At 64.4% G+C, this 24,814-nt stretch carries 21 protein-coding genes and 3 tRNA genes; 14 read left to right on the top strand and 10 right to left on the bottom strand.

Annotated elements, in window-relative coordinates; all coding sequences use genetic code 11:
- Window positions 1-23: 23 nt before the first annotated feature.
- Both EWH10_RS09515 and EWH10_RS09510 read left to right on the top strand, forming a co-directional pair.
- A complete protein-coding gene (locus EWH10_RS09515) occupies window positions 24-1,346 on the top strand; it encodes a bifunctional folylpolyglutamate synthase/dihydrofolate synthase (protein ID WP_044662101.1) in 1,323 nt (440 codons plus the stop codon).
- A gap of 68 nt (window positions 1,347-1,414) precedes the next feature.
- Window positions 1,415-1,855: a DUF6628 family protein gene (locus EWH10_RS09510; RefSeq protein WP_044662100.1), complete on the top strand. Its 441-nt coding sequence runs from the start codon at window positions 1,415-1,417 to the stop codon at window positions 1,853-1,855.
- On the opposite strand, the gene EWH10_RS09505 is transcribed toward EWH10_RS09510, so the two are convergent.
- Both EWH10_RS09505 and EWH10_RS09500 read right to left on the bottom strand, forming a co-directional pair.
- Entirely contained in the window at window positions 1,840-3,156 is a 1,317-nt protein-coding gene (locus EWH10_RS09505) for an AmpG family muropeptide MFS transporter (RefSeq protein WP_044662099.1), read from the bottom strand. The genes EWH10_RS09510 and EWH10_RS09505 overlap by 16 nt on opposite strands.
- A 93-nt stretch (window positions 3,157-3,249) precedes the next feature.
- On the bottom strand, window positions 3,250-3,708 hold the full coding sequence (locus EWH10_RS09500) for a response regulator (protein ID WP_025550502.1): 459 nt from the start codon (window positions 3,706-3,708) through the stop codon (window positions 3,250-3,252).
- A gap of 161 nt (window positions 3,709-3,869) precedes the next feature.
- On the opposite strand from EWH10_RS09500, the gene EWH10_RS09495 reads away from it, so the two are divergent.
- Together EWH10_RS09495 and rsmD are read left to right on the top strand one after the other, a co-directional pair.
- Window positions 3,870-4,781: a pseudouridine synthase gene (locus EWH10_RS09495; RefSeq protein WP_044662098.1), complete on the top strand. Its 912-nt coding sequence runs from the start codon at window positions 3,870-3,872 to the stop codon at window positions 4,779-4,781.
- 59 nt (window positions 4,782-4,840) lie between these two features.
- Window positions 4,841-5,389, top strand: coding sequence for a 16S rRNA (guanine(966)-N(2))-methyltransferase RsmD (rsmD, locus tag EWH10_RS09490; RefSeq protein WP_044662097.1), 549 nt, complete (start codon window positions 4,841-4,843; stop codon window positions 5,387-5,389).
- Between the two features lie 207 nt (window positions 5,390-5,596).
- Here the strand turns inward: rsmD and EWH10_RS09485 are convergent, their stop codons facing one another.
- Window positions 5,597-6,070, bottom strand: a complete 474-nt coding sequence (locus EWH10_RS09485) for a hypothetical protein (RefSeq protein ID WP_044662096.1) — start codon at window positions 6,068-6,070, stop codon at window positions 5,597-5,599.
- 136 nt (window positions 6,071-6,206) lie between these two features.
- Entirely contained in the window at window positions 6,207-6,602 is a 396-nt protein-coding gene (locus tag EWH10_RS09480) for a GFA family protein (protein ID WP_025550496.1), read from the bottom strand.
- A gap of 106 nt (window positions 6,603-6,708) precedes the next feature.
- On the opposite strand from EWH10_RS09480, the gene EWH10_RS09475 reads away from it, so the two are divergent.
- Window positions 6,709-8,985: an ATP-dependent helicase gene (locus tag EWH10_RS09475; protein WP_044662095.1), complete on the top strand. Its 2,277-nt coding sequence runs from the start codon at window positions 6,709-6,711 to the stop codon at window positions 8,983-8,985.
- 707 nt (window positions 8,986-9,692) lie between these two features.
- On the opposite strand, the gene EWH10_RS09465 is transcribed toward EWH10_RS09475, so the two are convergent.
- The 4 genes from EWH10_RS09465 to EWH10_RS09450 form a co-directional block, all read right to left on the bottom strand.
- Entirely contained in the window at window positions 9,693-10,379 is a 687-nt protein-coding gene (locus EWH10_RS09465) for a phytanoyl-CoA dioxygenase family protein (protein WP_044662094.1), read from the bottom strand.
- Window positions 10,380-10,806: 427 nt separating this feature from the next.
- Window positions 10,807-10,882 (bottom strand) — tRNA-Ala (locus EWH10_RS09460).
- A gap of 195 nt (window positions 10,883-11,077) precedes the next feature.
- A tRNA-Ala gene (locus tag EWH10_RS09455) sits at window positions 11,078-11,153 on the bottom strand.
- Window positions 11,154-11,241: 88 nt separating this feature from the next.
- Entirely contained in the window at window positions 11,242-11,577 is a 336-nt protein-coding gene (locus EWH10_RS09450) for a TIGR02300 family protein (protein ID WP_007688826.1), read from the bottom strand.
- Between the two features lie 149 nt (window positions 11,578-11,726).
- On the opposite strand from EWH10_RS09450, the gene aroA reads away from it, so the two are divergent.
- From aroA to EWH10_RS09415, 7 genes are all read left to right on the top strand, one after another.
- Window positions 11,727-13,067, top strand: a complete 1,341-nt coding sequence (gene aroA / locus EWH10_RS09445; RefSeq protein ID WP_044662093.1) for a 3-phosphoshikimate 1-carboxyvinyltransferase — start codon at window positions 11,727-11,729, stop codon at window positions 13,065-13,067.
- Complete coding sequence (locus EWH10_RS09440; protein ID WP_007688823.1) at window positions 13,064-13,315, top strand: CBU_0592 family membrane protein; 252 nt, start codon at window positions 13,064-13,066, stop codon at window positions 13,313-13,315. Before aroA ends, EWH10_RS09440 begins: the two co-directional genes overlap by 4 nt.
- Complete coding sequence (cmk, locus tag EWH10_RS09435) at window positions 13,312-13,947, top strand: (d)CMP kinase (protein ID WP_025550487.1); 636 nt, start codon at window positions 13,312-13,314, stop codon at window positions 13,945-13,947. The genes EWH10_RS09440 and cmk overlap by 4 nt, the downstream gene beginning before the upstream one ends.
- Before the next feature lie 172 nt (window positions 13,948-14,119).
- Entirely contained in the window at window positions 14,120-15,832 is a 1,713-nt protein-coding gene (gene rpsA, locus EWH10_RS09430; protein ID WP_044662092.1) for a 30S ribosomal protein S1, read from the top strand.
- Between the two features lie 168 nt (window positions 15,833-16,000).
- The gene (locus EWH10_RS09425) at window positions 16,001-16,291 is read left to right on the top strand and encodes an integration host factor subunit beta (protein WP_025549821.1); all 291 of its coding nucleotides are present in this window, start codon (window positions 16,001-16,003) and stop codon (window positions 16,289-16,291) included.
- Between the two features lie 55 nt (window positions 16,292-16,346).
- Window positions 16,347-16,432 (top strand) — tRNA-Leu (locus tag EWH10_RS09420).
- A gap of 76 nt (window positions 16,433-16,508) precedes the next feature.
- Entirely contained in the window at window positions 16,509-18,293 is a 1,785-nt protein-coding gene (locus EWH10_RS09415) for a cation:proton antiporter domain-containing protein (protein WP_044662091.1), read from the top strand.
- Here the strand turns inward: EWH10_RS09415 and EWH10_RS09410 are convergent.
- Together EWH10_RS09410 and EWH10_RS09405 are read right to left on the bottom strand one after the other, a co-directional pair.
- Window positions 18,290-19,228 (bottom strand): glutaminase, encoded by a 939-nt coding sequence (locus EWH10_RS09410; protein ID WP_044663120.1) that lies wholly within the window; start codon window positions 19,226-19,228, stop codon window positions 18,290-18,292. The two genes, EWH10_RS09415 and EWH10_RS09410, sit on opposite strands and share 4 nt — an antisense overlap.
- A gap of 159 nt (window positions 19,229-19,387) precedes the next feature.
- Window positions 19,388-21,484 (bottom strand): malate synthase G, encoded by a 2,097-nt coding sequence (locus EWH10_RS09405; protein ID WP_044662090.1) that lies wholly within the window; start codon window positions 21,482-21,484, stop codon window positions 19,388-19,390.
- Between the two features lie 91 nt (window positions 21,485-21,575).
- Between EWH10_RS09405 and EWH10_RS09400 the strand changes: the two genes are divergently transcribed.
- Window positions 21,576-22,499: a LysR family transcriptional regulator gene (locus tag EWH10_RS09400; protein WP_025549823.1), complete on the top strand. Its 924-nt coding sequence runs from the start codon at window positions 21,576-21,578 to the stop codon at window positions 22,497-22,499.
- A 10-nt stretch (window positions 22,500-22,509) separates the two neighbouring features.
- Complete coding sequence (locus EWH10_RS09395; RefSeq protein WP_025549824.1) at window positions 22,510-24,777, top strand: NADP-dependent malic enzyme; 2,268 nt, start codon at window positions 22,510-22,512, stop codon at window positions 24,775-24,777.
- Window positions 24,778-24,814 lie beyond the last annotated feature (37 nt).

Below are 24,814 nucleotides of genomic sequence, written 5' to 3'. Positions count from 1 at the left end.
GGTTATCGGGGAGACCAGCGCCGATGGCCGACCACGCCGTCTCCGACGATCCCGCCGTCCAGGCCCAGCTCGACCGCCTCGCAACGCTGTCGCCGGGCGCCGACATATTGGGTTTGGACCGCATCGCCCGCCTGCTTGACCGCATCGGCAACCCCCATCGCGCCCTGCCCCCCGTCTTCCACGTTGCGGGCACCAATGGCAAGGGCTCGACCTGCGCCTTCCTGCGCGCCGCGCTGGAGGCGGACGGGAAGACGGTCCATGTCTTCACCTCTCCTCATCTGGTCCGCTTCAACGAGCGCATCCGCATCAGCGGCAAGCTGATCTCCGACGAGGCGCTGGCTCATTACCTCTCGCGCGTGCTCGACGTTGCGGAAGGGATCGGCGCCAGCTTCTTCGAAGTCACCACAGCCGCCGCTTTCCTTGCCTTTTCCGAACATCCAGCCGACGCCTGCATCGTGGAAGTGGGCCTTGGCGGCCGCCTTGACGCCACCAACATCATCGAAAAACCCGTGATCTGCGGTATCGCGCAGCTTGGTCTCGACCATCAAAGCTTCCTCGGCACCACGCTCAGGGAAATCGCCGCCGAAAAGGCCGGCATCGCCAAGCCCGGGGCGCCGCTGGTGACGCAGCGCTATGCCGACGCGCTTTTCCCCGTGATGCTGGAGGCCGCCGCCCGCAACCGGACCCATTGGTTCGCCATGGGCGAGAGCTGGGATGCGGCGGCCTACCGGGACCGCCTCCACTATCGCGACGATCAGGGGCGGCTCGACACGCCCTTGCCGCGCCTGCCCGGCGCACACCAGATCCATAATGCCGCCCTCGCCTTCGCCATGCTGCGGCACCAGAATGTCGTGCCCGTCAGCGAAGCCGCGTTGAAGGCCGCTCCGCTCTGGGCGCATTGGCCGGCCCGCCTGCAAAGGCTGGACCATGGTCCCTTGCTCGCGCCTCTTCCCAAAGGGACCGAGGCCTGGCTGGACGGCGGCCACAATGCCGGCGCGGGCGAGGCGATCAGCGCCTTTTTCAGCAGCGAGCGGCTTGAGGGGCATAAGCTCGAACTGATGATCGGCATGCTGTCGAACAAGGAACTGGACGCCTATCTCCATCCCTTTGCCGGCCGGATCGCGCATATCCACGCCCTGCCGGTGCCAGGTCACGATCATCATCCGCCCGAACGCTTCGCCGCCGTCGCCGATCGGTGGGGCATTGCCTGCACCGCGCATGCGGGCCCCGAAGACGCCATTGCCGCCGTCGCCGCTCAGCCGGGCCGTGAACCCAAGCTGCTGATTTCCGGCTCGCTCTATTTGGCCGGGGAAATTTTGCGACTTAACGGTCAATATCCCGACTGAATTTACTTGCGATTGACTCGCAATAGCGTACTCTTGCCTTCCGACGACAAGGCAGAAGGTACGAACGTATGGCCCATGGAGAGTCCCCCTCCCTCGATCAGCCCCGTCCGCTTCCCGGCGGCTACGGCACCCGCCTGTTCCTCTATGTGATGCGCCGCATGGCGACGGCGGGGGTCAACGATGCCCATGCCGCCAATGCGATGCTGGGCGCCTTCGGCCGCAGCTATCGCCGCCCGCTCGTGCTGATGCGGGCGATGATGCTGGAACTGGCGCGGACATCCAGCCGCAGGATATTGATCGCACCCTGCTGTTGTTCGCGCATGACGAGCGACGAGGCGCTGATGATTCAGGCGATCGGCAGCGCGCTGCGCAGGCCCCGCTCGGCTTATGACGATGTCGCCGCGCTACTGGGCAATGACCATGCCTTGGGCGCGCTCACCTGCCTGCAAGCGGTCGCCCAGGCGCATCGCGACCTCGGTCGGCCACTTGACCTTTACGCCGGGGGCTGAGGGGCTGCCGCGCTCCCGACACTGGCGTCGATCAATCCTGCGCGCATCATCAGCCAGAACAGGACGATGCCCGGCACCGCCAGCGCCGTGGTCAGCAGGTAGAAATCGACATAGCCGAACCGTTCGATCATCGCGCCCGCCGTCGTTCCCGTCAGGAACCGTCCGACGATGCTCGCAGCCGCCGAAATCAGCGCATATTGCGCGGCGGTGAAGCGCAGGTCGCAGAGCGCGGAGAAATAGGCGACCACCGTCACCCCGCCGATGCCGCTCGCGAAATTTTCGAAGCCGATCGCGCCGGCCATGCCCCAGTTGCTCTTGCCCAGCGCCGCCAGCAGCGCGAAGCTGAAGTTGGAGACGCCCATCAGCAACAGGCTGACCAGCACCGACCGCTTCATTCCCATGCGCGCATACAGCACGCCGCCGACGAAAATTCCGATCAGATAGGCCCAGAAGCCGATCCCGACGTCGTAGATGGCGATTTCGTCATTGGTGTAGCCCATGTCGTCGAACAGCAGGCGGAAGGTGAGGTTGGCCAGCGTATCCCCGATCTTGTGCAGCAGGATGAACAGCAGCACCAGCCAGGCGCCGCGCCGGCGGAAGAATTCCACCAGCGGCCCCGCGATCGAGTCCCAGACTTCGCCCAGACCCCGCCGCGCCGTGGGTTCGCGGTGCCGCTCCGGCTCGCCCAGCACCAGCCCGGTCAGCATCGCGGGAAGCGCGAATATGGCGCAGGCCAGATAGGCGCCATGCCAGCCGATCCGGGCCGCCAGCACCAGCGCCAGCGCACCCGCCGCGACCGATCCGATGCGCCAGCCATATTGCGACATGCCCGACCCGACGCCCAATTGCTCCGGCCGCAATGTCTCGATCCGGTAGGCGTCGATCACGATGTCGAAAGTGGCGCCCGCGACGCCGACCAGGATCGCCGCATAGGCCGTCTGCAAAAGGCCGGTGGTGGGATCGACCAGCGCCAGATTGGCGACCGCCGCCATCACGAACACCCCCGCGACCAGCAGCCAGCTCACCCGCTGCCCCAGCCGGCCGATGACCGGCAACCGAACGCCGTCGACGACCCAGGCCCACAGCCATTTGAGATTATAGACCAGGAAGGCAAGGGTGAAGGCCGTCACGGCCTTCTTGTCGATGCCGTCCTGCGCCAGCCGGGTGGTCAGCGTGGCACCGATCATCGCATAGGGAAAGCCCGACGATATGCCGAGAAAAAATGCCCCCAAAGGCGCCTTCTGCACATAGGGCTTCACCGCATCCAGCCAGTTGGCCGAGCCCTTCGCGATGTCGGTCATAAATTGGTGCGCCCCCCGGGAATGATTATCCGGCCACCATATGGGCAAATGCGGTGGAGGCAAGCCGTCCGGCAATCTTATATCGGGCCCGGATCAGGCGGCGTCCTCGAACAGGTGAAGACCGTCGGGAAAACGGGGCAATGCCTTTCCCCGAAGCAGGGCATCCACGACATCGATCGCCGCCAGCAGATCGCGCGGCGCATAGGGCTTGGCCAGGCATCCCAGGGCCATTTCCCGCGCGTCGACAGGGCAGGCCCCCGTCACGAACAATACCGCCACGCCTCTGCCCGCCGCAAAGCGCGCAAGATCGATGCCGGTCTTCTCCCCATGCAGGGTCACGTCCGCGATCACCAGATCGACGCTTTCCTCCTGCATGATGGTGACTGCATGGGCATATTCGTCGACGGTAGCGGCCACGCGATAGCCGGCCATTTCCAGCACATGCTCATTGTCGAAGGCGACCAGCGGCTCATCCTCGACCACCAGCACGCTGCGTATGGCCTTGCGCCGCCCCCGCGCTTCGGCTTCCCCTTTTACCAGCCCGAAAAACATTTGCCGATCCGCCCCATTTGCGCCATTCACCCGACCAACGTGCAAGGCCCCGAAGGGGTTTCCCGTCGTCCCGGCGCATGGGCGCAAGGACAGCACCATTCGTCAATTTCCCGGCCTTCCGGATATGGGAAGGCCACCCTGTTTTGAAAAGGAACTCTTCCGTGGAACCGCCGAAAAAATCTGGGCCGCCCCGTCGGCCGGGCTCCGGTGGTCCCAGGCGTCCGACGGGCGCCAAACCGGCGCCGGCATCACGCCCGGCCCGCCCGCCCGTCAAGAAGGCTAGGACGGCGCCCGCAAAGCCCGCCAATCCCCATCCTGCCCGCGCTGCCGCCGCCGCCAGCGGCAAGAACGAACCGCAACGCATCGCCAAATTGCTCGCCCGCGCAGGCGTCGCCTCCCGGCGGGAGATCGAGCGGATGATCGAGGAGGGACGGATCACGCTCGACGGCGAAGCGGTTTCGACCCCCGCCACCCTCCTCACTTCGCTGCACGGCGTCGCGGTCGACGGGAATCCGGTCGCCGCACCGGCACCTGCGCGCCTGTTCCTCTTCCACAAACCGGCGGGTTTCCTGACGACCGAACGCGACCCCCGCGGCCGTCCGACCATTTATGACAAGCTGCCCGCCGACCTGCCGCGCGTCATGCCGATCGGCCGGCTCGACATGACGACCGAAGGCCTGCTGCTGCTCACCACCGATGGGGAGTTCAAGCGGCAGATGGAGCTGCCCTCCACCGGCGTCCCGCGCACCTACCGCGCCCGCGCCTTCGGTGAAGTCAGTCAGAACCAGCTGGAGGACCTGTTCGACGGGCTGGAGATAGACGGCATACGCTATGGCCGGATCGAGGCCAATCTGGAACGCCGCACCGGCCGCAACCAGTGGATCGAAATGACGCTGACCGAAGGCAAGAACCGCGAAGTCCGCCGCGTGCTCGAACATCTGGGGCTTCAGGTGAACCGGTTGATCCGCACCAGCTACGGCCCCTTCCATCTGGGCGAGCTGGCATCCGGCGCGGTCGAGGAAGTGCGGCAGCACGATCTGGTCGTCTTCCGCAAGAGCCTTGGGAAACCCTGACCCCCTCCGTTCGCCCTGAGCCTGTCGAGGGGCCCTTCTTTTCTGGAACGAGCCAGCCCATGAGAATAATTGCAGGCCAATGGCGGGGTCGCCCCCTTACCGCCCCCAAGGGCGACGCAACACGCCCTACGGCGGACCGCACCCGGGAAACCCTGTTTTCCATGCTGCTGAGCCGGATCGGCTCCTTCGAGGGGCTGAGCGTCGGCGATTTCTTCGCGGGCTCGGGCGCTCTGGGGTTCGAAGCGCTCTCGCGCGGCGCGGCAAGCTGCATCTTCGTGGAACAGGACCGCGCGGCGCTGGACGCGATCCGGGCCAATGGCGACAAGCTGGGCATCCGCCCCGACATCCGCCAGAGCAGCGTCCTGTCGCTGGGTCCGGCAAGCGAGCCGCTCGACCTCATCTTCATGGATCCGCCCTATCAGAGCGGCGCTGGCATGGTGGCGCTGGACAAGCTGAGCCGCCTGGGCTGGACCGGCCCCGCAAGCTGGATCAGCATCGAAACCGACCGGCGCGAGGATGTGGCCGTAAAGGGCTTTACCGTGGAGACGACCCGTGACGTTGGAAAGGCCCGACTGACGCTGCTGCGCGCAACGGAGCGCGCCGAATAGTGCGGCGGGGATTGGGCAAAGTGATGGCGCGACGGACATGACCATGGGCCATCTCCGCGGCTGCGCATTGCACCCAGGCTGCGACCGGAATATCGGGACCAGCCCCGGCGACCTTGCTGACGGTGCTCGACCGGCACAGCCTGACCGGCGGCGCGACCGGACCGGGCATGGCGACCATGATCGCCGCCATGCCCGGCCTGGCAAGCATCAACGCCGCTTGCGCATGGACTTGGGCGCTTCGCTCCGGTTGATGCAGCTATCCTGCACGGTCCTGCTGCACAGCGGATAATCCTTCTGCTCGGTCGGCGGCGGCGTCATATTGCCACCCACGGTCGCGGGATTGGCTGAGGTTCCGACAGGAGCGGAGGGATCACGCGGAACGCCGGCAGGAGCCGGTTGCATGCCCGTGTCCGGCGGCACGGCTCCGGTCGGCTGCCCCGCATTGGGATCGGCGGCTGGGGGCGGTGTCGCGGGCGTCGCCGGAGTGGCCGGGCTGGCTGGCGTCGCTCCCGGTTCGGCGGGGGTCGCCGGCGTCGCAGGCGTCGCGCCCTGGTCGGGCGGAGGCGGCGTATCGGCGGCGGGCGGCTGCGCCGAAGCCGGCATGTCCTGCGCGATCGCAATGCCGGTAACGCCGGTGCCGAAGGCCAATATGGCCGCACCTGCCAACAGGATCGATTTCATCGGGATCATCCTTTCCTTTGTTCTCGCCCCGTTCTACCGTTTGGGCTGAACAAAGAACCGGATGCGCGATGCCTGCGTTCCGGCCCGGGCGACGAGCCGTTGCGGATGCGCCGCCAGACGATCCTGCCCGTCGGCCTCAGGCCTCGGGGTAGCGCTGGAACTTGGGCAGTTGATGCGCGCCCTCCATCCATGGCGCAGCCTCGGCAAATTGGACGTGGATGGCTGGCGGCAGGTTCGACTGGTCGTCCAGCGTTCCGGTCTGGATGTCGATCATGCCGGGGAAAACGGCGGCATTGCGGTAGAAAAGGCCCGTACCGCAGGTTCCGCAAAATTCCCGCGTCACATTGTCGGAGGACCGGTATGCCACCGGCCGACCCGTCACCGTCACCTGTTCTTCAGGGAACAGGGCCCAGCCCACCATCGGCGCGCCCGCGCTTTTCCGGCAATCCGAACAATGGCACAGCGCGCTATAGGCCGGCTCGCCCTGCGCTTCGTAATGGATCGCCCCGCATTGGCACCGCCCCGAGAACATGGCCTTTACTCCTTGCATGATTCGCCTTTTGTTCTCATAGAAGGAGCAACGGTGCAAGGGCCGCCCGCCCTTGCCGCTTCCCGCCCGGCATCCTAGTTGATAGCGCATGACTCTGCCCGCTCCCTCCCCCGACGATCCCCCCTATCTCCAGGGGCTGAACGAACCCCAGCGGGAGGCCGTGCTCACGACCGAGGGGCCGGTGCTGGTGCTTGCAGGCGCCGGCACGGGCAAGACGGCAGCGCTCACCGCTCGCCTCGCCCATCTGATCGCCACCCGTCGGGCCTATCCTTCGGAAATCCTCGCAGTCACCTTCACCAACAAGGCGGCGCGCGAAATGCGGGAACGCGTCGGTCGGATGATCGGCCCCGCCGTCGAAGGCATGCCCTGGCTGGGCACCTTCCACGCCATCGCCGCGAAGATGCTGCGCCGCCATGCCGAACTGGTGGGGCTGCAATCCAATTTCACCATCCTCGACACGGACGATCAGCTTCGCCTGATGAAGCAGCTCATCCAGGCGGAGGGAATCGACGAGAAGCGCTGGCCCGCACGCCAGCTCGCCGGCCTCATCGACCAGTGGAAGAACAAGGGGCTGACGCCGGAGGAAATCGGCGCCGGCGAGAGCGAGGGCTATGCCAACGGAAAGGGGCAGAAGCTCTACGCCGCCTATCAGGCGCGTCTTCGGGACGTGAATGCCTGCGATTTCGGGGACTTGCTGCTGCATGTTCTGACGATTCTGAAACGCCATCGGGACGTGCTGGAAAGCTATCAGCAGCGCTTCCGCTATATCATGGTGGACGAATATCAGGACACCAACAGCAGCCAGTATCTGTGGCTGCGCCTGCTCGCCCAGCAGCGCAAGAACATCTGCTGTGTGGGAGACGACGACCAGTCTATCTATTCATGGCGGGGGGCGGAAGTCGCCAATATCCTGCGGTTCGAAAAGGATTTTCCCGGCGCGAAGATCGTCCGGCTGGAACAGAATTATCGCTCGACACCCCATATATTGGGCGCTGCGTCAGGAGTGATCGCGGAAAATGGCAATCGCCTGGGCAAGACGCTCTGGACCGACATCGACGTGGGCGAGAAGGTCCGCATCATCGGCGTCTGGGACGGGCCGGAGGAAGCGCGGCGCGTGGGCGACGAGATCGAATCGATCGAACGCAGCGGCCAATCGCTGGAGGGGGTCGCCATCCTCGTCCGGGCCCAGCACCAGACGCGCGAGTTCGAAGACCGCTTCATCCAGATCGGCCTGCCCTATCGCATCGTGGGCGGCTTCCGCTTCTATGAACGCGCCGAGATCCGGGACGCGCTCGCCTATCTTCGCCTGGTCAATCAGCCCGCCGATGACCTGGCGTTCGAACGGATCGTCAACGTCCCCAAGCGCGGCCTGGGCGACAAGGCCGTGGAAAAGCTGCATCGGCTTGCCCGGGCGGAGGGCGTTCCGCTTGCCCTCGCCGCCGCGCGAATCCTCGACACGGACGAGATGACGCCGCAGGCCCGCCGCAGCCTTGGCGCCTTCATCGGCGATCTCGCCCGCTGGCGGGACCGCGCGGTGCAACTTCCCCATGCCGAACTGGCCCGACAGATATTGGACGAAAGCGGCTACACCGCCATGCTCCAGGCCGAACGCACCGCCGAAAGCGCGGGAAGGCTGGAGAACCTCAACGAACTGACCCGCGCCATGGAGGAATATGAGACGCTGGGCGCATTCCTGGAGCATGTAAGCCTCGTCATGGACAATGAGGCGCAACAGGACGAGCGCAAGGTCACGATCATGACCATCCACGCCGCCAAGGGGCTGGAGTTCGACACGGTCTTCCTCGCGGGGTGGGAAGAAGGCATCTTCCCCTCCCAGCGCGCGCTCGACGAAGGCGGCCTCAACAGCCTGGAGGAGGAACGCCGCCTCGCCTATGTCGCGATCACGCGGGCGAGGAAGTCCTGCGTCATCCTGCACGCCGCCAACCGCCGCATCTATGGCCAGTGGACCAGCTCCATCCCTTCGCGCTTCGTCGGGGAATTGCCTCCCGAACATGTGGAGGAGGAAAGCAGCATGTCCGGCGGCGCCTCGCTCTGGCGCGCCAACTGGTCGGAGCGGGCCGATCCCTTCGCCAATGTCCAGCGCGGCACCGGTCGCGGCCCCGGGTGGCAGCGCGCCCAACAGAGCGGACAGTTCACCCGCGAACCCGCAAGGATCGTGGAGGCGCGCGCATCAGCGGTCTCGCTCGGCAACAAGGGGCGGGATGACATGAGCGTCGGCCTGCGCGTCTTCCACCAGAAATTCGGCTACGGCACGGTGGCGGAGATCGAAGGCAACAAGCTGGAGATCGATTTCGAAACGGCGGGTCGGAAGCGGGTGATGGACAGCTTCGTCCAGCCTGCCTAGCCGTCAATCGAGCCTTTTCTCAAGACCGCCGTCCAATACGTAGATACCGGATGAAATAGCGGTGGCAGGTACCGTTTTGTATGGGAATGATAAAGATGGGTGGATTCAGGGACCTTCCGCTATCGGATGGTAAAGCGTTATACCGGACATCCGGATTTACCAAAGAGGCCGGCGCGAGAACAATAATCGCAGCAATGATGGGATTGTTGGCATCAGTCACTGGTTCAGCGAACGCCAGCAGCATTGTGGGGCCAGGACGGTTTTGCGGCTATTCACCGATTATCGACCTGCGAGATGGTGAGAAGGTCACGACTTTGGAAGGCGGGATACACGGAGGCAGCTTCCGCTGGGAAGGTGCTTTCGGGACCCTCGAAGTGCATGGAGTAGGATGGGCCAGTCGTCCGAAGGGTCGGATTGTTAAGGCCCACTCTTCCAACAGTCCTGCACGATTTGCACAAAAGCGAGCGGAAGGCCTTTACCAAATAGCAATCTGGAATGGCGAACACGGCGCTGCCTATTTCACATCGCCAAAATCGTTCACCCGTCCTCAATTGGATGCAATTGATCGGGTAGAACTATTTGAGGAAGGTCAGTCGCCATCCAACTGCAAATTGCGTACCATCTTCTCTTGGGAGTAGCCAAAGTCGGGCAGGTTTTGGTCGCGGTTTCATCCGATACGAACGACCGGCAATGGTCGCTTGCCGCTATTACACGCCCAGCCACTCCAGCCCGCCCGCAAGCTCATCTGCCGAATAATCGATCTGCAAGACTCGACGGTGGCCCATGACGCTCGCCGCCTCCGAGGCGTGTAGGATGGGAGTTGAATACACCCACACGTCGCCAGTCTTGGCGAGGCAGGTGTAAATGCCGGATTGAGCAACAACATCATCATATTGTTCGACCGGTACGCGCCCACCGACATGAGAGCCTGGAGCAATCAACAGCGGCGAATTTTGAGCGGGCACGTCGTCCAGATGAACCCGAAGGGTCAACATCCGGGCCAGCAGTTCAAACGGCGGCGCGACATGCTGCATTCCGCCTTTGATCGTCCATGGCCCATAACCCTCGACATCGATCCGCCGCTTCACGCAGATTGTGCGGTCCTGATGCCATCCCAACGACCAGTCCGTTGCAGCGGTTTTGTCAAACAGGATTGCACGAACGGGGCGGCATCGCGATCCAAGAAATTCTGCTGCAACGGAGCCTATTGCGCCATTTGCAGCCAGAAAAGGCCGGAGGCCTTGGATGCCGTGGATACGAACGCCTGCCTGCTCATGAGGAAGTTCACGCAACGCCGCACATATGTCTGGAAGCAGCGGCAATACAGCAGCGGGAATGTGCTGTGCCCCGTCTTTGGCGAGAGTAAGGTTCTCGAGGTGCGCCGCTTGCTTCATCGCACCATGTAAAGCACTGACCTACGCCGCAGCAATGTCTGGTTTCGGATCGCTTGCACGGAGGTGCGAGCAGCAAGAAACGGTCGATTCCAGACGCTTCTTTCACCGGTCAGATTCTGCACTTAAACTAGCAACTGAGGATCAGCCATAGTAACCCAACGGCAACAACATACGCAAAAAGCATCCTATTTTCCCCACAGGCGGCCATTCCACCTGTCCTATCCCGCCCCGGCCAGCCTACCAGGCTCCGTCTTTGAAACGTCTGATATATTGGGTTCCTACGCATATGCGTGCGCGGGCGCACGCGCGCATACACTATGAACTTCGGCGGAAAGCGGCAGAAATCAGCCGCAAAACATCAGCCTACAATCCTGATCGGATCGAGAAGCTGGCCCATGGCGAGCTACTTCAGATGATAGGGGAAAGTTGGTGGAGCCTAGCGGGATCGAACCGCTGACCTCCTGCATGCCATGCAGGCGCTCTCCCAGCTGAGCTAAGGCCCCATCGTTGCGCGGCATCATACCGCATCCCAATGGATCAGGCCATGTCCGGCATAAAGCCGTCGGCCAAATATAGAACACTCCTTGCGTGGCTTTGGAGTGTTAATCGAGGTCACTTGCAACCTCGCCACACTCCTCGCTTGCGCTCGGGAGTTTTTCGGGAAAATGTCCCCCGGACATTTTCTTTTCCCGAAAAACTGGTGGAGCCTAGCGGGATCGAACCGCTGACCTCCTGCATGCCATGCAGGCGCTCTCCCAGCTGAGCTAAGGCCCCGTTTTCCAGTGTCGGCGCCGTTGGGGCGGCGCCTCGGAGGCCGCTGCCATTAGGTGGCGGCGAACTCCTTGGCAAGCACAAAATTCAATTAATTGTCGTCGTCGCCATCGTCCCCGCCGGCGTCGACGCCCAGATCGTCGTCGCCGCCCAGATCGACGTCATTGTCCGGCGAATCGCCGTCATCATCCACGTCCAGATCCAGGTCCAGATCGTCGTCCGCCGTCTCGATCTCGCCATCGGCGGTTTCGATGACCTTCTTGGGCGCTTCCTCATAGGGCAGCGGCTGCTTCGACTTCAGCACCGGTTCCGGTTCCCAGGCCGTGCCGCAGTTGATGCAGGTGACCGGGTCATCCTTGCCCAGGTCGTAGAAGCGCGTGGCGCATTTCGGGCAGGTACGCTTCGTGCCCCATTCAGCCTTGACCATGTCCGGCCTTGTCCTTCTCTTGCGAGTGCTCAAAACAGAAATTACGCGGCACGACAGGGTCGCCCGCGAAGAGACGGCGCCTTGCCATAGCGAAACCGCGCTGTCAAAAGCCGGGCGCATTTTTTCAAGTTTTGCAGACGGATTGACCCGTGACCGCTTCTTCCGACCAGCCCATGTCCATGACCTTCACCGCCGCCCCGGCCCTTTCCGGCTCGATCGCCGTGCCGGGCGACAAGAGCATTTCGCACCGCTCGCTGATGCTCTCCGCGCTGGCCGTGGGCGAGAGTCGGGTCGAAGGGCTGCTGGAGGGTGAGGACGTCCTCGCCACCGCCGCCGCCATGCGGGCGATGGGCGCGGACATCCGCAGGGATGCGGACGGCATCTGGCACATCCATGGGGTGGGCGTCGGCGGCCTGCTCCAGCCGGAAAGCGCGCTCGACATGGGCAATAGCGGCACCTCCACCCGCCTGCTGATGGGACTGGTCGCAAGCCACGCCATCACCGCCACCTTCGTGGGCGACGCCTCCCTCAGCAAGCGCCCCATGGCCCGCGTCACCGATCCGCTGTCGCGCATGGGCGCCAGCTTCACCACCAGTCCCGGAGACCGCCTGCCCCTTACCATGCGCGGCGCCTGCCCGGCCGTGCCGCTGGACTATCGCCTTCCCGTGGCATCGGCGCAGGTCAAGTCGGCCATCCTGCTCGCCGGCCTCAACACTCCCGGCATCACCCGCGTGGTCGAACCGATCCCCACCCGCGACCACAGCGAACGCATGCTCAAGGGCTTCGGCGCGGACCTCAACGTGGAGGTCGAAGCCGACGGCACCCGCATCATCACGCTCAAGGGCGAAGCCGAACTCCACCCGCAATCGATCATCGTTCCCGGCGACCCCTCCTCCGCCGCTTTCCCGATGGTTGCAGCCCTGCTGGTTCCGGGATCGAACGTGACCATCGCCAATGTCGGCCTCAACGCGACGCGCGCCGGGCTGGTCGATCTGCTGCGCGAGATGGGCGGCGACATCCTCATCGAAAACCCGCGCGAAGTCGGCGGCGAGCCGGTGGGCGATCTCGTCATCACGGCCTCGACGCTGAGGGGCGTCGAGCCCGATCCGGCCCGCGCCCCGTCGATGATCGACGAATATCCCGTCGCCTTCATCGCCGCCGCCTTGGCGCAAGGGCGCAGCATCTTCCGCGGCCTGGAAGAATTGCGCGTCAAGGAATCGGACCGCATCGCCACCATGGCGGCAGGCTTGCGCGCCATCGGCGTGCAGGTCGAGGAACTGGAGGACGGCATCGTCATAGAGGGCAGCGGTGGCGCGCCCCTCCCCGGCGGCGGCCCCGTCGCGACGAAGCTGGACCACCGCATCGCCATGAGCTTCGCGGTCGCAGGCCTCGTGTCCAGCAATGGCGTCACCATCGACGACATGCGCCCCGTCGCGACCAGCTTCCCGGGTTTCACCGCTTTGCTGCAATCGCTCGGCGCACTTGCATGACGTTCGACCTTGCCAATATCCTGGGACTGATCGGCAGCGGCCTGATGGTCATTGCCTATGCCTATAGCAACATGGCGAAGGTGCTGAGCTTCACCCTCTTCAACCTGCTTAACCTGGTCGGCGCGGTGCTGCTGATCTACTCGCTGACGGTTCATTTCAACGTCGCGTCGATGGCGCTGGAAGTCATATGGGCCTTCATCGCCCTGATCGGCCTCGCCAAGGCGCTGCGGAAAGGCAAAGCATCATGATCATCGCCGTCGACGGCCCCGCCGCATCGGGCAAGGGCACCATCGCCAGGGCGCTGGGCCGGCATTACGGCCTGCCCGTGCTCGATACCGGCCTGCTCTATCGCGCCGTGGGCCTTGCCGTGCTCAAGGCCAGCGGCGACCCGGACCATGAAGCCGATGCGCTCGCCGCCTGCGACTTCGACGACGCCATGCTGAAAGATCCCGCGCTGCGCAGCGAAGCCGTCGGCTCGCTCGCCTCCCGCGTATCGATCCACCAAAGCGTCCGGCAGGCCCTCGTCAGGCGCCAGCGCGACTTCGCCACCCAACCCGGCGGCGCGATCCTGGACGGGCGCGACATCGCCACCGTTATCGCCCCCGATGCCGACGCCAAGATCTTCGTCACCGCCAGCGTCCATGTCCGCGCCCAGCGCCGCTATCAGGACGCGCTCGACCATGGCGGCCATCCCGACATGGACAGCCTGATCGCGGACATCCAGGCCCGCGACACCCGCGACATGAGCCGCGATCATGCGCCGTTGCGCATGGCCGATGGAGCGGACTTGCTCGACACCAGCAATTTGACTATAGACGCCGCCGTCCAGCAGGCCATTGCACTGGTGGACGCCCAGTTGGAACGTCGGCAACAGGCCTGACGCGATGCCGGGTGCCGGGGATTCCCAGGCGCCCTTTTCGCTTGTCCACAGGGCGTCGACTCGACATGGCCGAACGGATGTTCGCATGGGTATCCGGCCCTGCGGGCGCTTTGGCCTGAAAGACCACCGGACACAACCGGTAGGCCAGCAATGACGAGTGAAGGACTTACCTATGGCCTCTACGGCATTCCCCTCGCGCGACGATTTCGCCGCGCTTCTCAATGATTCTCTCGGTGGCGAGGATGGCGGCTTCGAAGGCCGCGTCGTCAAGGGCACCGTTACCGGCATCGAAAACGACATGGCGCTGATCGACGTCGGCCTGAAGTCGGAAGGCCGCGTGCCGCTGCGCGAATTCGCCGCGCCGGGCCAGAAGGCCGACCTGAAGGTCGGTGACGAAGTCGAAGTCTATGTCGACCGCGTCGAAAACGCCCATGGCGAAGCCATGCTGTCGCGCGACCGCGCCCGCCGCGAAGCCGCCTGGGACAAGCTGGAAGCCGAGTTCACCGAGAACGCCCGCGTCGAAGGCGTCATCTTCGGCCGCGTCAAGGGCGGCTTCACCGTCGACCTGGACGGCGCCGTTGCGTTCCTGCCCGGCAGCCAGGTCGATATTCGTCCGGTTCGCGACGTCACCCCGCTGATGGACATCCCGCAGCCCTTCCAGATCCTGAAGATGGATCGCCGCCGCGGCAACATCGTCGTGTCGCGCCGCGCCATCCTGGAAGAAACCCGCGCCGAACAGCGCTCGGGCCTCATCCAGACGCTGGCCGAAGGCCAGATCATCGAGGGCGTCGTCAAGAACATCACCGACTATGGTGCGTTCGTTGACCTGGGCGGCATCGACGGCCTGCTGCACGTCACCGACCTCAGCTACAAGCGCATCAACCACCCGAACGAGATGATCAACATCGGCGACACCGTCCGCGTCCAGATCATCCGCATCAACCGCGACACCCAGCGCATCAGCCTTGGCATGAAGCAGCTGGAAAGCGATCCGTGGGAAGGCGCCGCCGCCAAATATCCGGTCGGTGCGAAGCTGTCGGGCCGCGTCACGAACATCACCGAATATGGTGCGTTCGTCGAGCTGGAGCCGGGCATCGAAGGTCTGGTCCACGTTTCGGAAATGTCCTGGACGAAAAAGAACGTCCACCCCGGCAAGATCGTTTCGACCAGCCAGGAAGTCGACGTCATCGTCCTGGAAGTCGATCCGGAAAAGCGCCGCATCTCGCTCGGCCTCAAGCAGGCCCAGAACAACCCCTGGGACAGCTTCGCCGAACGTCACCCGATCGGTTCGACCGTCGAGGGCGAAGTCAAGAATGCCACCGAGTTCGGCCTGTTCATCGGCCTGGACGGCGACGTGGACGGCATGGTCCACATGTCGGACATCGCATGGGGCATTTCGGGCGAGGACGCGCTGGCCCTGCACCGCAAGGGCGAGACGGTTCAGGCCGTCGTTCTCGACATCGACGTCGAGAAGGAGCGCATCAGCCTTGGCATGAAGCAGCTTGAGCGTGGCGGCCCGGCCGCTGGCGGCACCACCGCCGCTGCCGCTGGCCTCAACAAGAACCAGACGGTCACCGTCACGGTTCTGGAAGTCCGCGACGGCGGCCTGGAAGTCCAGGCCGGCGAAGATGGCGCCACCGGCTTCATCAAGCGCAGCGACCTTGGCCGCGACCGCGACGAACAGCGTCCGGAACGCTTCCAGATCGGCCAGAAGTTCGACGCCATGGTCACCGGTTTCGACCGCGCCAAGAAGCCGACCTTCTCTGTCAAGGCCCTTCAGATCGCTGAAGAGAAGCAGGCTGTGGCGCAATATGGTTCGTCCGACAGCGGCGCCTCGCTGGGCGACATCCTGGGCGAAGCACTCAAGGCCAAGAGCGAGGGCTAAGCCCTCCTTCGGTATCTAACTTAAGTAATATGGCCCGCCGGAACTTAACTCCGGCGGGCTTTTTCTATTCCCAAAATGAGAATGACATACCGATATTGGCTGATTGTCACAGCCATGAGGATTCATTATAAATAAACAGGGAACCAGAAGGGGGAGTCTGGAGGACCAATGATACGCTCGGAACTGATTCAGAAATTGGCTGAGGAAAATCCAAACCTCAACCTCCAGGAAGTGGAAAGGATCGTCGATCTTTTCTTCAAGGAAATAGTCGACCGCCTCTCCAGCGGCGGGCGAGTGGAACTTCGGGGCTTCGGCGCCTTTACGACACGGGCGCGCGACGCGCGTACCGGCCGCAATCCGCGCACCGGTGAACAGGTGCCGGTGGACGCCAAGCGGGTTCCCTATTTCAAACCCGGAAAGGAAATGCGGGAACGGCTGAATGGCAAAGCTGCCCACTGATCCAACCACATCCTTGACCTGTGCGTCGTTAGCCTTCAGGGGGTAACGGCCTCAAGCGGACGTGGCGAAATCGGTAGACGCAGCGGACTTAAAATCCGCCTCCCCCTGGGAATGCGGGTTCAAGTCCCGCCGTCCGCACCACAGCCTTTCACGGCATCTTTTCCGGTTTCCAGTGCTTATCGCTGGATATCCGCTGCATTTGTGGCGATGATCGGTCATGGCCGGCGCGATCAACCCACAGAGCTTCAGCGATTCCCTCGTCATCCTGGGGGCCGCGGGGCTCGTCATCCCCGGCTTCGCGCGGCTGCGGATCAGCCCGGTCATCGGCTTCATCCTCGTCGGGCTGGCGGTGGGGCCGTCGGGATTGGGCGCTTTGGTGGGCCAATATCCCTGGCTCTATCATGTCACCATTTCCAACAGGGCGGCGATAGAGCCTTTTGCCGAACTGGGCGTCATCCTGCTGCTTTTTTCCATCGGACTCGAACTCAGTTTTCGTCGTCTCTGGACCATGCGGACACAAGTATTCGGCGTCGGCGCGGCAGAATTGATCGGCGGCGGTACGCTGATTGCACTTGGCCTTTACTTGCTGGGCCAGCCACCGGCAGGCGCTTTCGGCCTGGGCCTCGCGCTGGCGCTGTCGTCCACGGCCGTGGTGCTGCCGATGGTGGGCACGCAAAGCGCCGTCGGCCGCGCGGCCTTTTCCATGCTGCTTTTCGAGGATCTGGCCCTCGTCCCCATCATCTTCATGCTGGGCGCGCTTGCTCCCTCGGTCGCTGCCAGTCCGGACGGCCCGTGGGGCGAACTGGCCGACACGCTGATCAAGAGCGGGATCACCATCGCCATCATGCTGGTCCTTGGCCGCCTCTGCCTGCCGCATATCTTCAGCCAGGCCGCCCGCACCAAGAGCCCGGAGGTGTTCCTGGCCGCCAGCCTGCTGGTCGTCATCATATCCAGCATGGCGACCTCGATCGCCGGCCTGTCTCCGATCGTCGGCGCGCTCCTTGCCGGGCTGCTGATCGCGGAAACCGATTATCATGGCGAGGTCGAGGTCATGACCGCGCCGTTCAAGGGACTGGCGCTAGGGGTCTTCCTCATCACCGTCGGCATGGGCCTTGACGTGCGCGTCATCCTGGCTAACTGGCCTACGCTCATTTTGGCGATGGTGGGCGTGGTCCTTGCCAAGACCATCGTCACCGCGGCCCTGCTCTACCTGTCGGGCGCGAGGAAGGGCGTGGCGCTGGAAGTCGGCGTGCTGATGTCCAGCCCTTCGGAAACCACATTGATCGTATTGTCCGCTGCCGCTGCGGCCCAGTTGATCCTTCCTTCCACCGCAGCCTTCTGGCAGATCGTGACCGCTATCGGCCTTACCATCACGCCGCTGCTCGCACGGCTGGGACATGACATTGCGCGGCGGCTGGAAATGGCGCTGGGCGAAGAGGCGCCGGAAATCAACGAAGACCATGCCGAGGCGGCCGCCGTCGTAATCGGCTTCGGGCGCGTGGGGCGCATGATCTGCGACCTGCTCAACCTGCACAAGCAGCGTTTCATCGTCGTGGAATCCGACCCGGACGTCGTTGCGGAAGCTCGGCGCGGAGGGTATCCCATATTGTTCGGCGACGTGTCCCGCACCGAAATGCTCGACAAGCTTCGTCTCGGCCATGCACGGGCCCTGATCCTGACGATGGACGATCCTGTCCTGTCGGTTCGGGTGACGAAGCGTGTGCGGGGATGGGTGCCCGATCTGCCGATTATCGCGCGCGCACGGGACACCGATCATGCGGCCCAGCTCTATCGCGCCGGGGCCAGCGATGCGGTTCCGGAGACGCTCGAAAGTTCGCTCCAACTGGCGGAGACCGCGCTGGTCGACCTGGGCGTGGCGATGGGACCGGTGATCGCCTCCATCCACCAGACGCGGGAGGATTTGCGCATGGGCATCAAGGATGCCGCGCAGCTCGAAACCGCGCCCAAGCTGCGGCGGCTGCGGGCCGATGAGGTGCCTTAGGACGGACCTTGCGGTGGGCTGAAAACCGACCAGCCGGTGCGATGGGCCAGTTCTTCAAGCGCCAGCGTGCCAAGCTGGCTATTGCCATTTTCGTTCAGGCCAGGCGACCAGACGGCAATGGACGCGCGACCCGGCACGATCGCCAATATGCCGCCGCCTACCCCCGACTTGCCCGGAATGCCGACGCGGAAGGCGAAATCGCCCGAAGCGTCATAATGGCCGCAGGTCAACATCAAGGCGTTGATCCGCTTGGCCCGGCTGGACGAGACGACCCGTCCGCCCTCGGGATGCCGGCCATCGAGCATCAAATAGCGGCCCGCAAGTGCGAGTTGACGGCAACTCATCTCGATCGCGCATTGGTGAAAATAGGTGCCAAGCACCAGATCGACCGGATGATGGATATTGCCGAAGGCGCGCATGTAATTGGCCAGCGCCATATTGCGAAAGCCGGTCGCCGTTTCCGACGCCGCGACGGTTTCATTGATGGCGATGCCGTCGTCGCCCGCCAGATAGCGGACGAAGCGCAGCATTTCTCCAATCGCGACGCGGGGTTGATGACCGCCCAGATTGACGTCCGCGACGACGACGGCGCCCGCGTTGATGAAGGGATTTCGCGGTATGCCCTGTTCCTGCTCCAGCTGAACGATGGAATTGAAGGCGTTGCCGGACGGTTCCCGCCCTACCCGCTGCCAAAGCTGATCGCCTATCTTGCCGAGCGCGAGCGTCAGGGCGAACACCTTGGAGATGGACTGGATCGAAAAGCCGGTGGCGCAGTCCCCTCCCTCGATCAACCGGCCATCGGCGGTCGCGACAGCGATGCCGAACTGGCCGGGATCGACCTTGGCCAGTTCCGGAATATAGCTGGCGACCGTGCCGCGATCTTCCCGGCTCGCAGCATGAGCGACGATGTCAGCAATGATCGCGGGCAAGTCCATGAGCAGATCGGCGTCCCACCAGGCAGGGTTGGATGAAAATGACTTGATAGAACGCCGCCGGCTCCTGCCCAACATAGCTGGGCAGGAAATTCTGAAAAGGGCTATGTGCTGCTGGCAGGACAGGCGGCACGATGAGCCATCCGCCTCAATCCCACAGCCTCAAGCCGTCGCCTTGGCCAGTGCCCGATATTTGTGGAGCAGCGGTTCGGTATAGCCGTTGGGCTGCGCCACGCCCTCGAAGACCAGGGCGCGGGCCGCCTGCCAGGCAAGGCTGTCCGGGTTGCCGCTCATCGGCCGGTAGAGCGGGTCGCCCGCATTCTGGGCATCGACCTTGGCGGCCATGCGGGTGAAGGCGGCGTCGACCTGCTCCTTCGTGCAGACGCCGTGAAGCAGCCAGTTCGCCATATGCTGCGAGGAGATGCGCAGCGTGGCGCGGTCTTCCATCAGGCCGATGTCATGAATGTCGGGAACCTTGGAGCAGCCGACGCCCTGATCGATCCAGCGGACGACATAGCCAAGGATGCCTTGCGCGTTATTGTCCAGTTCCTGGGCGATTTCCTCTTCCGACCAGTTGCGGCCCGGCTGCGCGACCGGAATGGCCAGCAGCTTGTCGAGGGGTGCGATGGCTTCGGCCTTGCGTTCCGCCTGGCGGGCGAAGACGTCGATGCGGTGATAATGAGTCGCGTGCAGCGTCGCCGCCGTGGGGGACGGAACCCAGGCCGTGTTGGCGCCGCTCCTGGGATGGCCGACCTTCTGGTCCAGCATGTCGGCCATGCGATCCGGCGCGGCCCACATGCCCTTGCCGATCTGGGCGCGGCCCGACAGGCCGCAGGCGAGGCCGATCTGGACGTTGCGGTCCTCGTAAGCCGTGATCCAGTCGCTGGTCTTCATCTCGCCCTTGCGGATCATCGGGCCGGCGCGCATCGATGTGTGCATCTCGTCCCCGGTGCGGTCCAGGAAGCCGGTGTTGATGAAGACGATGCGGTTCCTCACCGCCTCGATGCAGGCGGCCAGATTGGCGGAGGTGCGGCGCTCCTCATCCATGACGCCGACCTTCAGGGTGTGGCGGTTGAGGCCCAGAAGGTCTTCGATGGCGTCGAACAGGCGGTTGGTGAAGCCGACTTCTTCGGGGCCGTGCATCTTCGGCTTGACGATATAGACGCTGCCGGTGCGGCTGTTGCCGCCTTCACGCTTCAGATCATGCAGGGCGATCAGCGTGGTGACGATGCCGTCGAGAATGCCTTCGGGCGCTTCCTGCCCGTTGGCGAGCAGGACGGCGGGCGTGGTCATCAGATGGCCGACATTGCGGACGAACAGCAGGCTGCGGCCCGGCAGGGTGAAGGTGCTGCCGTCGGGCGCGGTATAGCCGCGGTCGGGGTTGAGGGCGCGGGTCATCATGGCGCCGTTCTTCTCGAACGTGTCGGTGAGGTCGCCCTGCATCAGGCCGAGCCAATTGGAATAGGCGGCGACCTTGTCCTCCGCGTCGACGGCGGCGACGGAGTCCTCGAGATCGCAGATGGTGGTGAGCGCGGATTCGAGGATGACGTCGGCTATGCCCGCCGGATCGTCCTTGCCGATGGGGTGCGCGCGATCGAAGACGACTTCGATGTGCAGGCCATTATGGCGGAAGAGTCGGCCCTTCTCGCTCCGTCCGAGATATTGGCCGTGATCGGCAAGCTGGATGTCGTCGCTGGCGAGCTTGGCCCAGGAGCCGTTGGCGAGCGGTATCGCTTCGTCCAGGAAGGCCTTCGCCCAGGCGATGACCTGCGCGCCGCGCTGCGCGTCATAGCCCTTGCCGGCCGCCGCGCCGGGAATCGCGTCGGTGCCGTAGAGCGCGTCGTAGAGGCTGCCCCAGCGCGCATTGGCGGCGTTCAGCAGGAAACGGGCGTTGAGGATGGGAACGACCAGCTGCGGTCCGGCGAGGCGCCCTATTTCCTCATCGACATTTTCGCTGCCGATCTGAAACGGCGCAGGTTCGGGGACGAGATAGCCGATGTCGCGCAGGAATGCCTGATAGGCGGCAGCGTCAACAGGCTGGCCCGCCCTTTCCCGATGCCAGCCGTCGATCTGCGCCTGAATCGCGTCGCGCTTGGCCAGCAGCGCCGCATTTTCCGGCGCGAATTGCGCGAAGATCCCGGCGGCGCCACGCCAGAAAGCACCGGCATCGATGCCCGTGCCGGGAAGCGCGCGCTCCTCGATGAAGGTGGCGAGTTGCTGCGCGACCTTGAGGCCCGCGCGATCGGTCATGCTGGTCATGGATGGTCTCCTTTGAACGGGACCATAGACGGGGTGCATTATGCGCGGTAGATGATATTATTCGAATTCAGATTTTCCTCTGGTGAAACAAATGATGGACCCGGATTATGATCTTTTCGCGACGATCGTCGACGAAGGCGGCATGGCGGCGGCGGGACGAAGATTGCATGTCTCGCCCGCCATGGTGTCGAAGCGGCTGGTCCGGCTGGAGGATCGGCTGGGCACCCGGCTGATCCACCGGACGACGCGGCGGCTGGCGCTGACTCCGGCCGGCGAACGGCTGCATGAAGACCTGCGCGCGATCATGGCCGCGCTGGACGCGGCGGAGCGGCGCGTCTCCGGCGCTTCGGCGGAGGCGACAGGGACGCTACGGGTATCCGCGCCGACATCCTTCGGGCGCATGCACGTCGCACCCTATCTGGGCCGGTTTCTGGAGGCGCACCCCAAGGTCCGGATGCAGATAGATTTGTCGGACGACTATGCCGACCTGCTGGCGACCCGCGCGGACCTGGCCATCCGCATCACGGCCGATCCAGGCCAGGGCCTTGCCGCTCATCGGCTGGCGACCAACCGGCGCGTGCTATGCGCTGCCCCCGATTATCTGACGCGCTTCGGCATGCCGCAGACCGCCGCCGATCTTCGCAAGCACCGCCTGCTGGCGGCGGAGGGACAATTGCCCTGGCGCCTGCTCGGACCCAGGGGCCCGGTCCTGATCGAGGGCGACAGCCATGTCCGCACCAATAGCAGCGAAATGGTCCGGGAACTGGCGCTTTCCGGGGTGGGCGTCGCCCTGCGCTCGCTCTGGGACGTGAGCGACGCCCTGGAGCGGGGCGATATTCGGCAGATCATGCCGGATCATGAGGGATCGGCGGATGTCGGCCTCTATGCCGTTCATCTGCCACAGAATAATCCGCCACTCGCCATCACCGCCTTCATTGATTTTCTTGTCGGACTATATGCCCCCAGCCCGCCATGGGAGCGGTCGGGCATTGCCCGCGCGGAAAAGCGGCTTTAAGGGCCATTTCATGGACGAAAACACCCGGCGCGCCGCCCTAGACTATCACCGCTATCCGCAACCCGGAAAGCTGAGGATCGAACCGACCAAGCGCATGGTCAACCAGCGCGACCTGGCGCTGGCCTATTCGCCCGGCGTCGCCGCGCCCTGCGTCGACATTGCCGCAGATCCCGAAAAGGCGATGGACTATACCGCGCGGGGCAATCTGGTCGCGGTGATCTCCAACGGAACGGCAGTGCTGGGCCTGGGCTCCATCGGTGCGCTGGCCTCCAAGCCGGTGATGGAGGGCAAGGCCGTCCTCTTCAAGAAATTCGCAGACATCGACGTATTCGACATCGAAGTCGACACCACCGATCCCGAGAAATTCGTAGACGCCGTCGCCCTGCTGGAACCGACCTTCGGCGGCATCAATCTGGAGGACATCAAGGCGCCGGAATGCTTCGCCATAGAGGCGGAGTTGAAGAAGCGGATGAACATTCCGGTCTTCCACGACGACCAGCATGGCACCGCCATCGTGGTAGCGGCGGCGGTGCGCAATGCACTGGTGTTGCAGGGCAAGACGCTGGCGGATGCCAAGCTCGTCACCTCCGGCGCGGGCGCGGCGGCGCTGGCCTGCGTCGACCTGCTGGTGTCGATGGGCCTCCGACAAGAAAATGTCACGCTGACCGACAAGGACGGCGTCATCCATTCGGAGCGCGAGGGCATGTTGCCGAACATGGCCCGCTATGCCCGCACCACCAATGCGCGGACCCTGCCCGACGTGCTGCCGGGGGCGAACCTGTTCCTGGGCCTTTCCGCGCCCGGCGTGCTGAAGCCCGAATGGCTGCCGCTGATGGCCCCCAATCCGCTGATCTTCGCGCTCGCCAATCCGGAGCCGGAAATCCGCCCCGAAGTGGCGCGGGAGGCGCGGCCCGACGCGATCATCGCCACTGGGCGGTCGGACTATCCCAATCAGGTCAACAACGTCCTGTGCTTCCCCTATATCTTCCGGGGCGCGCTGGATGCGCGGGCGACCGAGATCAACGAGGCGATGAAGGTCGCCGCCGCCGACGCCATCGCCAATCTCGCCCGCATGCCGGCCCATGACAGCGTCGCCCAGGCCTATGGCGGGCGCAAGCTGGTGTTCGGGCCGGACTATATCATCCCCACCCCCTTCGACCCGCGCCTGATCGCGGAGATCGCCTGCGCCGTGGCCAAGGCGGCCATGGACAGCGGCGTCGCCAAGCGGCAGCTCGACCTGGAAGCCTATAAGCGACAGCTCACGCAGCAGAATACGCGGTCGGCCCAGTTGATGCTGCCGGTGTTCGAGGCAGCGCGGGGAACGCAGCGGCGCATCGCCTATGGCGAGGGCGAGGATGAGCGCGTGCTGCGCGCCATTCAGGATGCGCTGGACGAAGGCATCGTCCGCCCGATCATCGTGGCGCGCCGGCGCATATTGAACCAGAAACTGCCCGACCTCGGCCTCAGCTTCGCGCTGGATCGCGATGTCGAGGTGGTCGATCCCGAAACGGACCATCTGCTGATGGGCGAACTGGTCGAGGCGTATCGCGCCGTCGCCGCGCGGCGCGGCGTTTCCTCGGCAGAGGTCGTGCGCCATGTCTACCGCCGGCCCAGCGTCACCGCGGCCATGCTGCTGCGCACCGGACGGGTCGATGCGGCGCTGGTGGGCGGCAACAGCGAATATTGGGGCGAGGTCGAGCATGTGCTGCGCATCATCGACCGCACCCCGGGCAACAGCCGGGTCTATGCGCTTTCCGGCCTTATCCTGGACGCGGGCGCGCTGTTCATCACCGACACCCATATGGTGCCCGATCCCACGCCCGACCAGATTGCGGAAATGGCGCTGCTCGGCGCGACTGAACTCAAGCATTTCGGGCTGACGCCGCGCGTGGCGCTGCTGTCGCATTCCAATTTCGGCGCGTCCCATTCCCCCAGCGCCCGCAAGATGCGGGAGGCGCTCAAGCTGGTGAAGAAGGCCGCGCCGGAACTGATGGTCGATGGCGAGATGCATGCCGATGCAGCGCTCAGCCAGGGATTGCGCGAGCGGCTGATCCCGGATTCGCGGTTCGAGGGGCCGGCCAACCTGCTGGTCATGCCCAATCTCGACGCGGCGAACATCACGCTGACGGCGTTGTCGGCTTCCTCCAGTTCGCCCACGGTCGGGCCGATGCTGGTCGGTCTGGCGCAGCCGATCCATGTGCTGACGCCCGGCGTGACGGCGCGCGGCATCCTGAACCTTACCGCCATAGCCGCGGCGGAGGTGGAACGGGAAGGCTGAAGCCTTAACCTTTTTCTGCAATGGCTTGGGCTGCTAC

Origin of the sequence: Sphingobium fuliginis (genome assembly GCF_004152845.1) — a bacterium.
In the GTDB taxonomy this organism is placed as follows: Bacteria; Pseudomonadota; Alphaproteobacteria; order Sphingomonadales; family Sphingomonadaceae; genus Sphingobium; species Sphingobium fuliginis.
The sequence above is the reverse complement of the archived record's forward strand: the minus strand, read 5'-3'. Positions and strand labels throughout refer to the sequence as shown.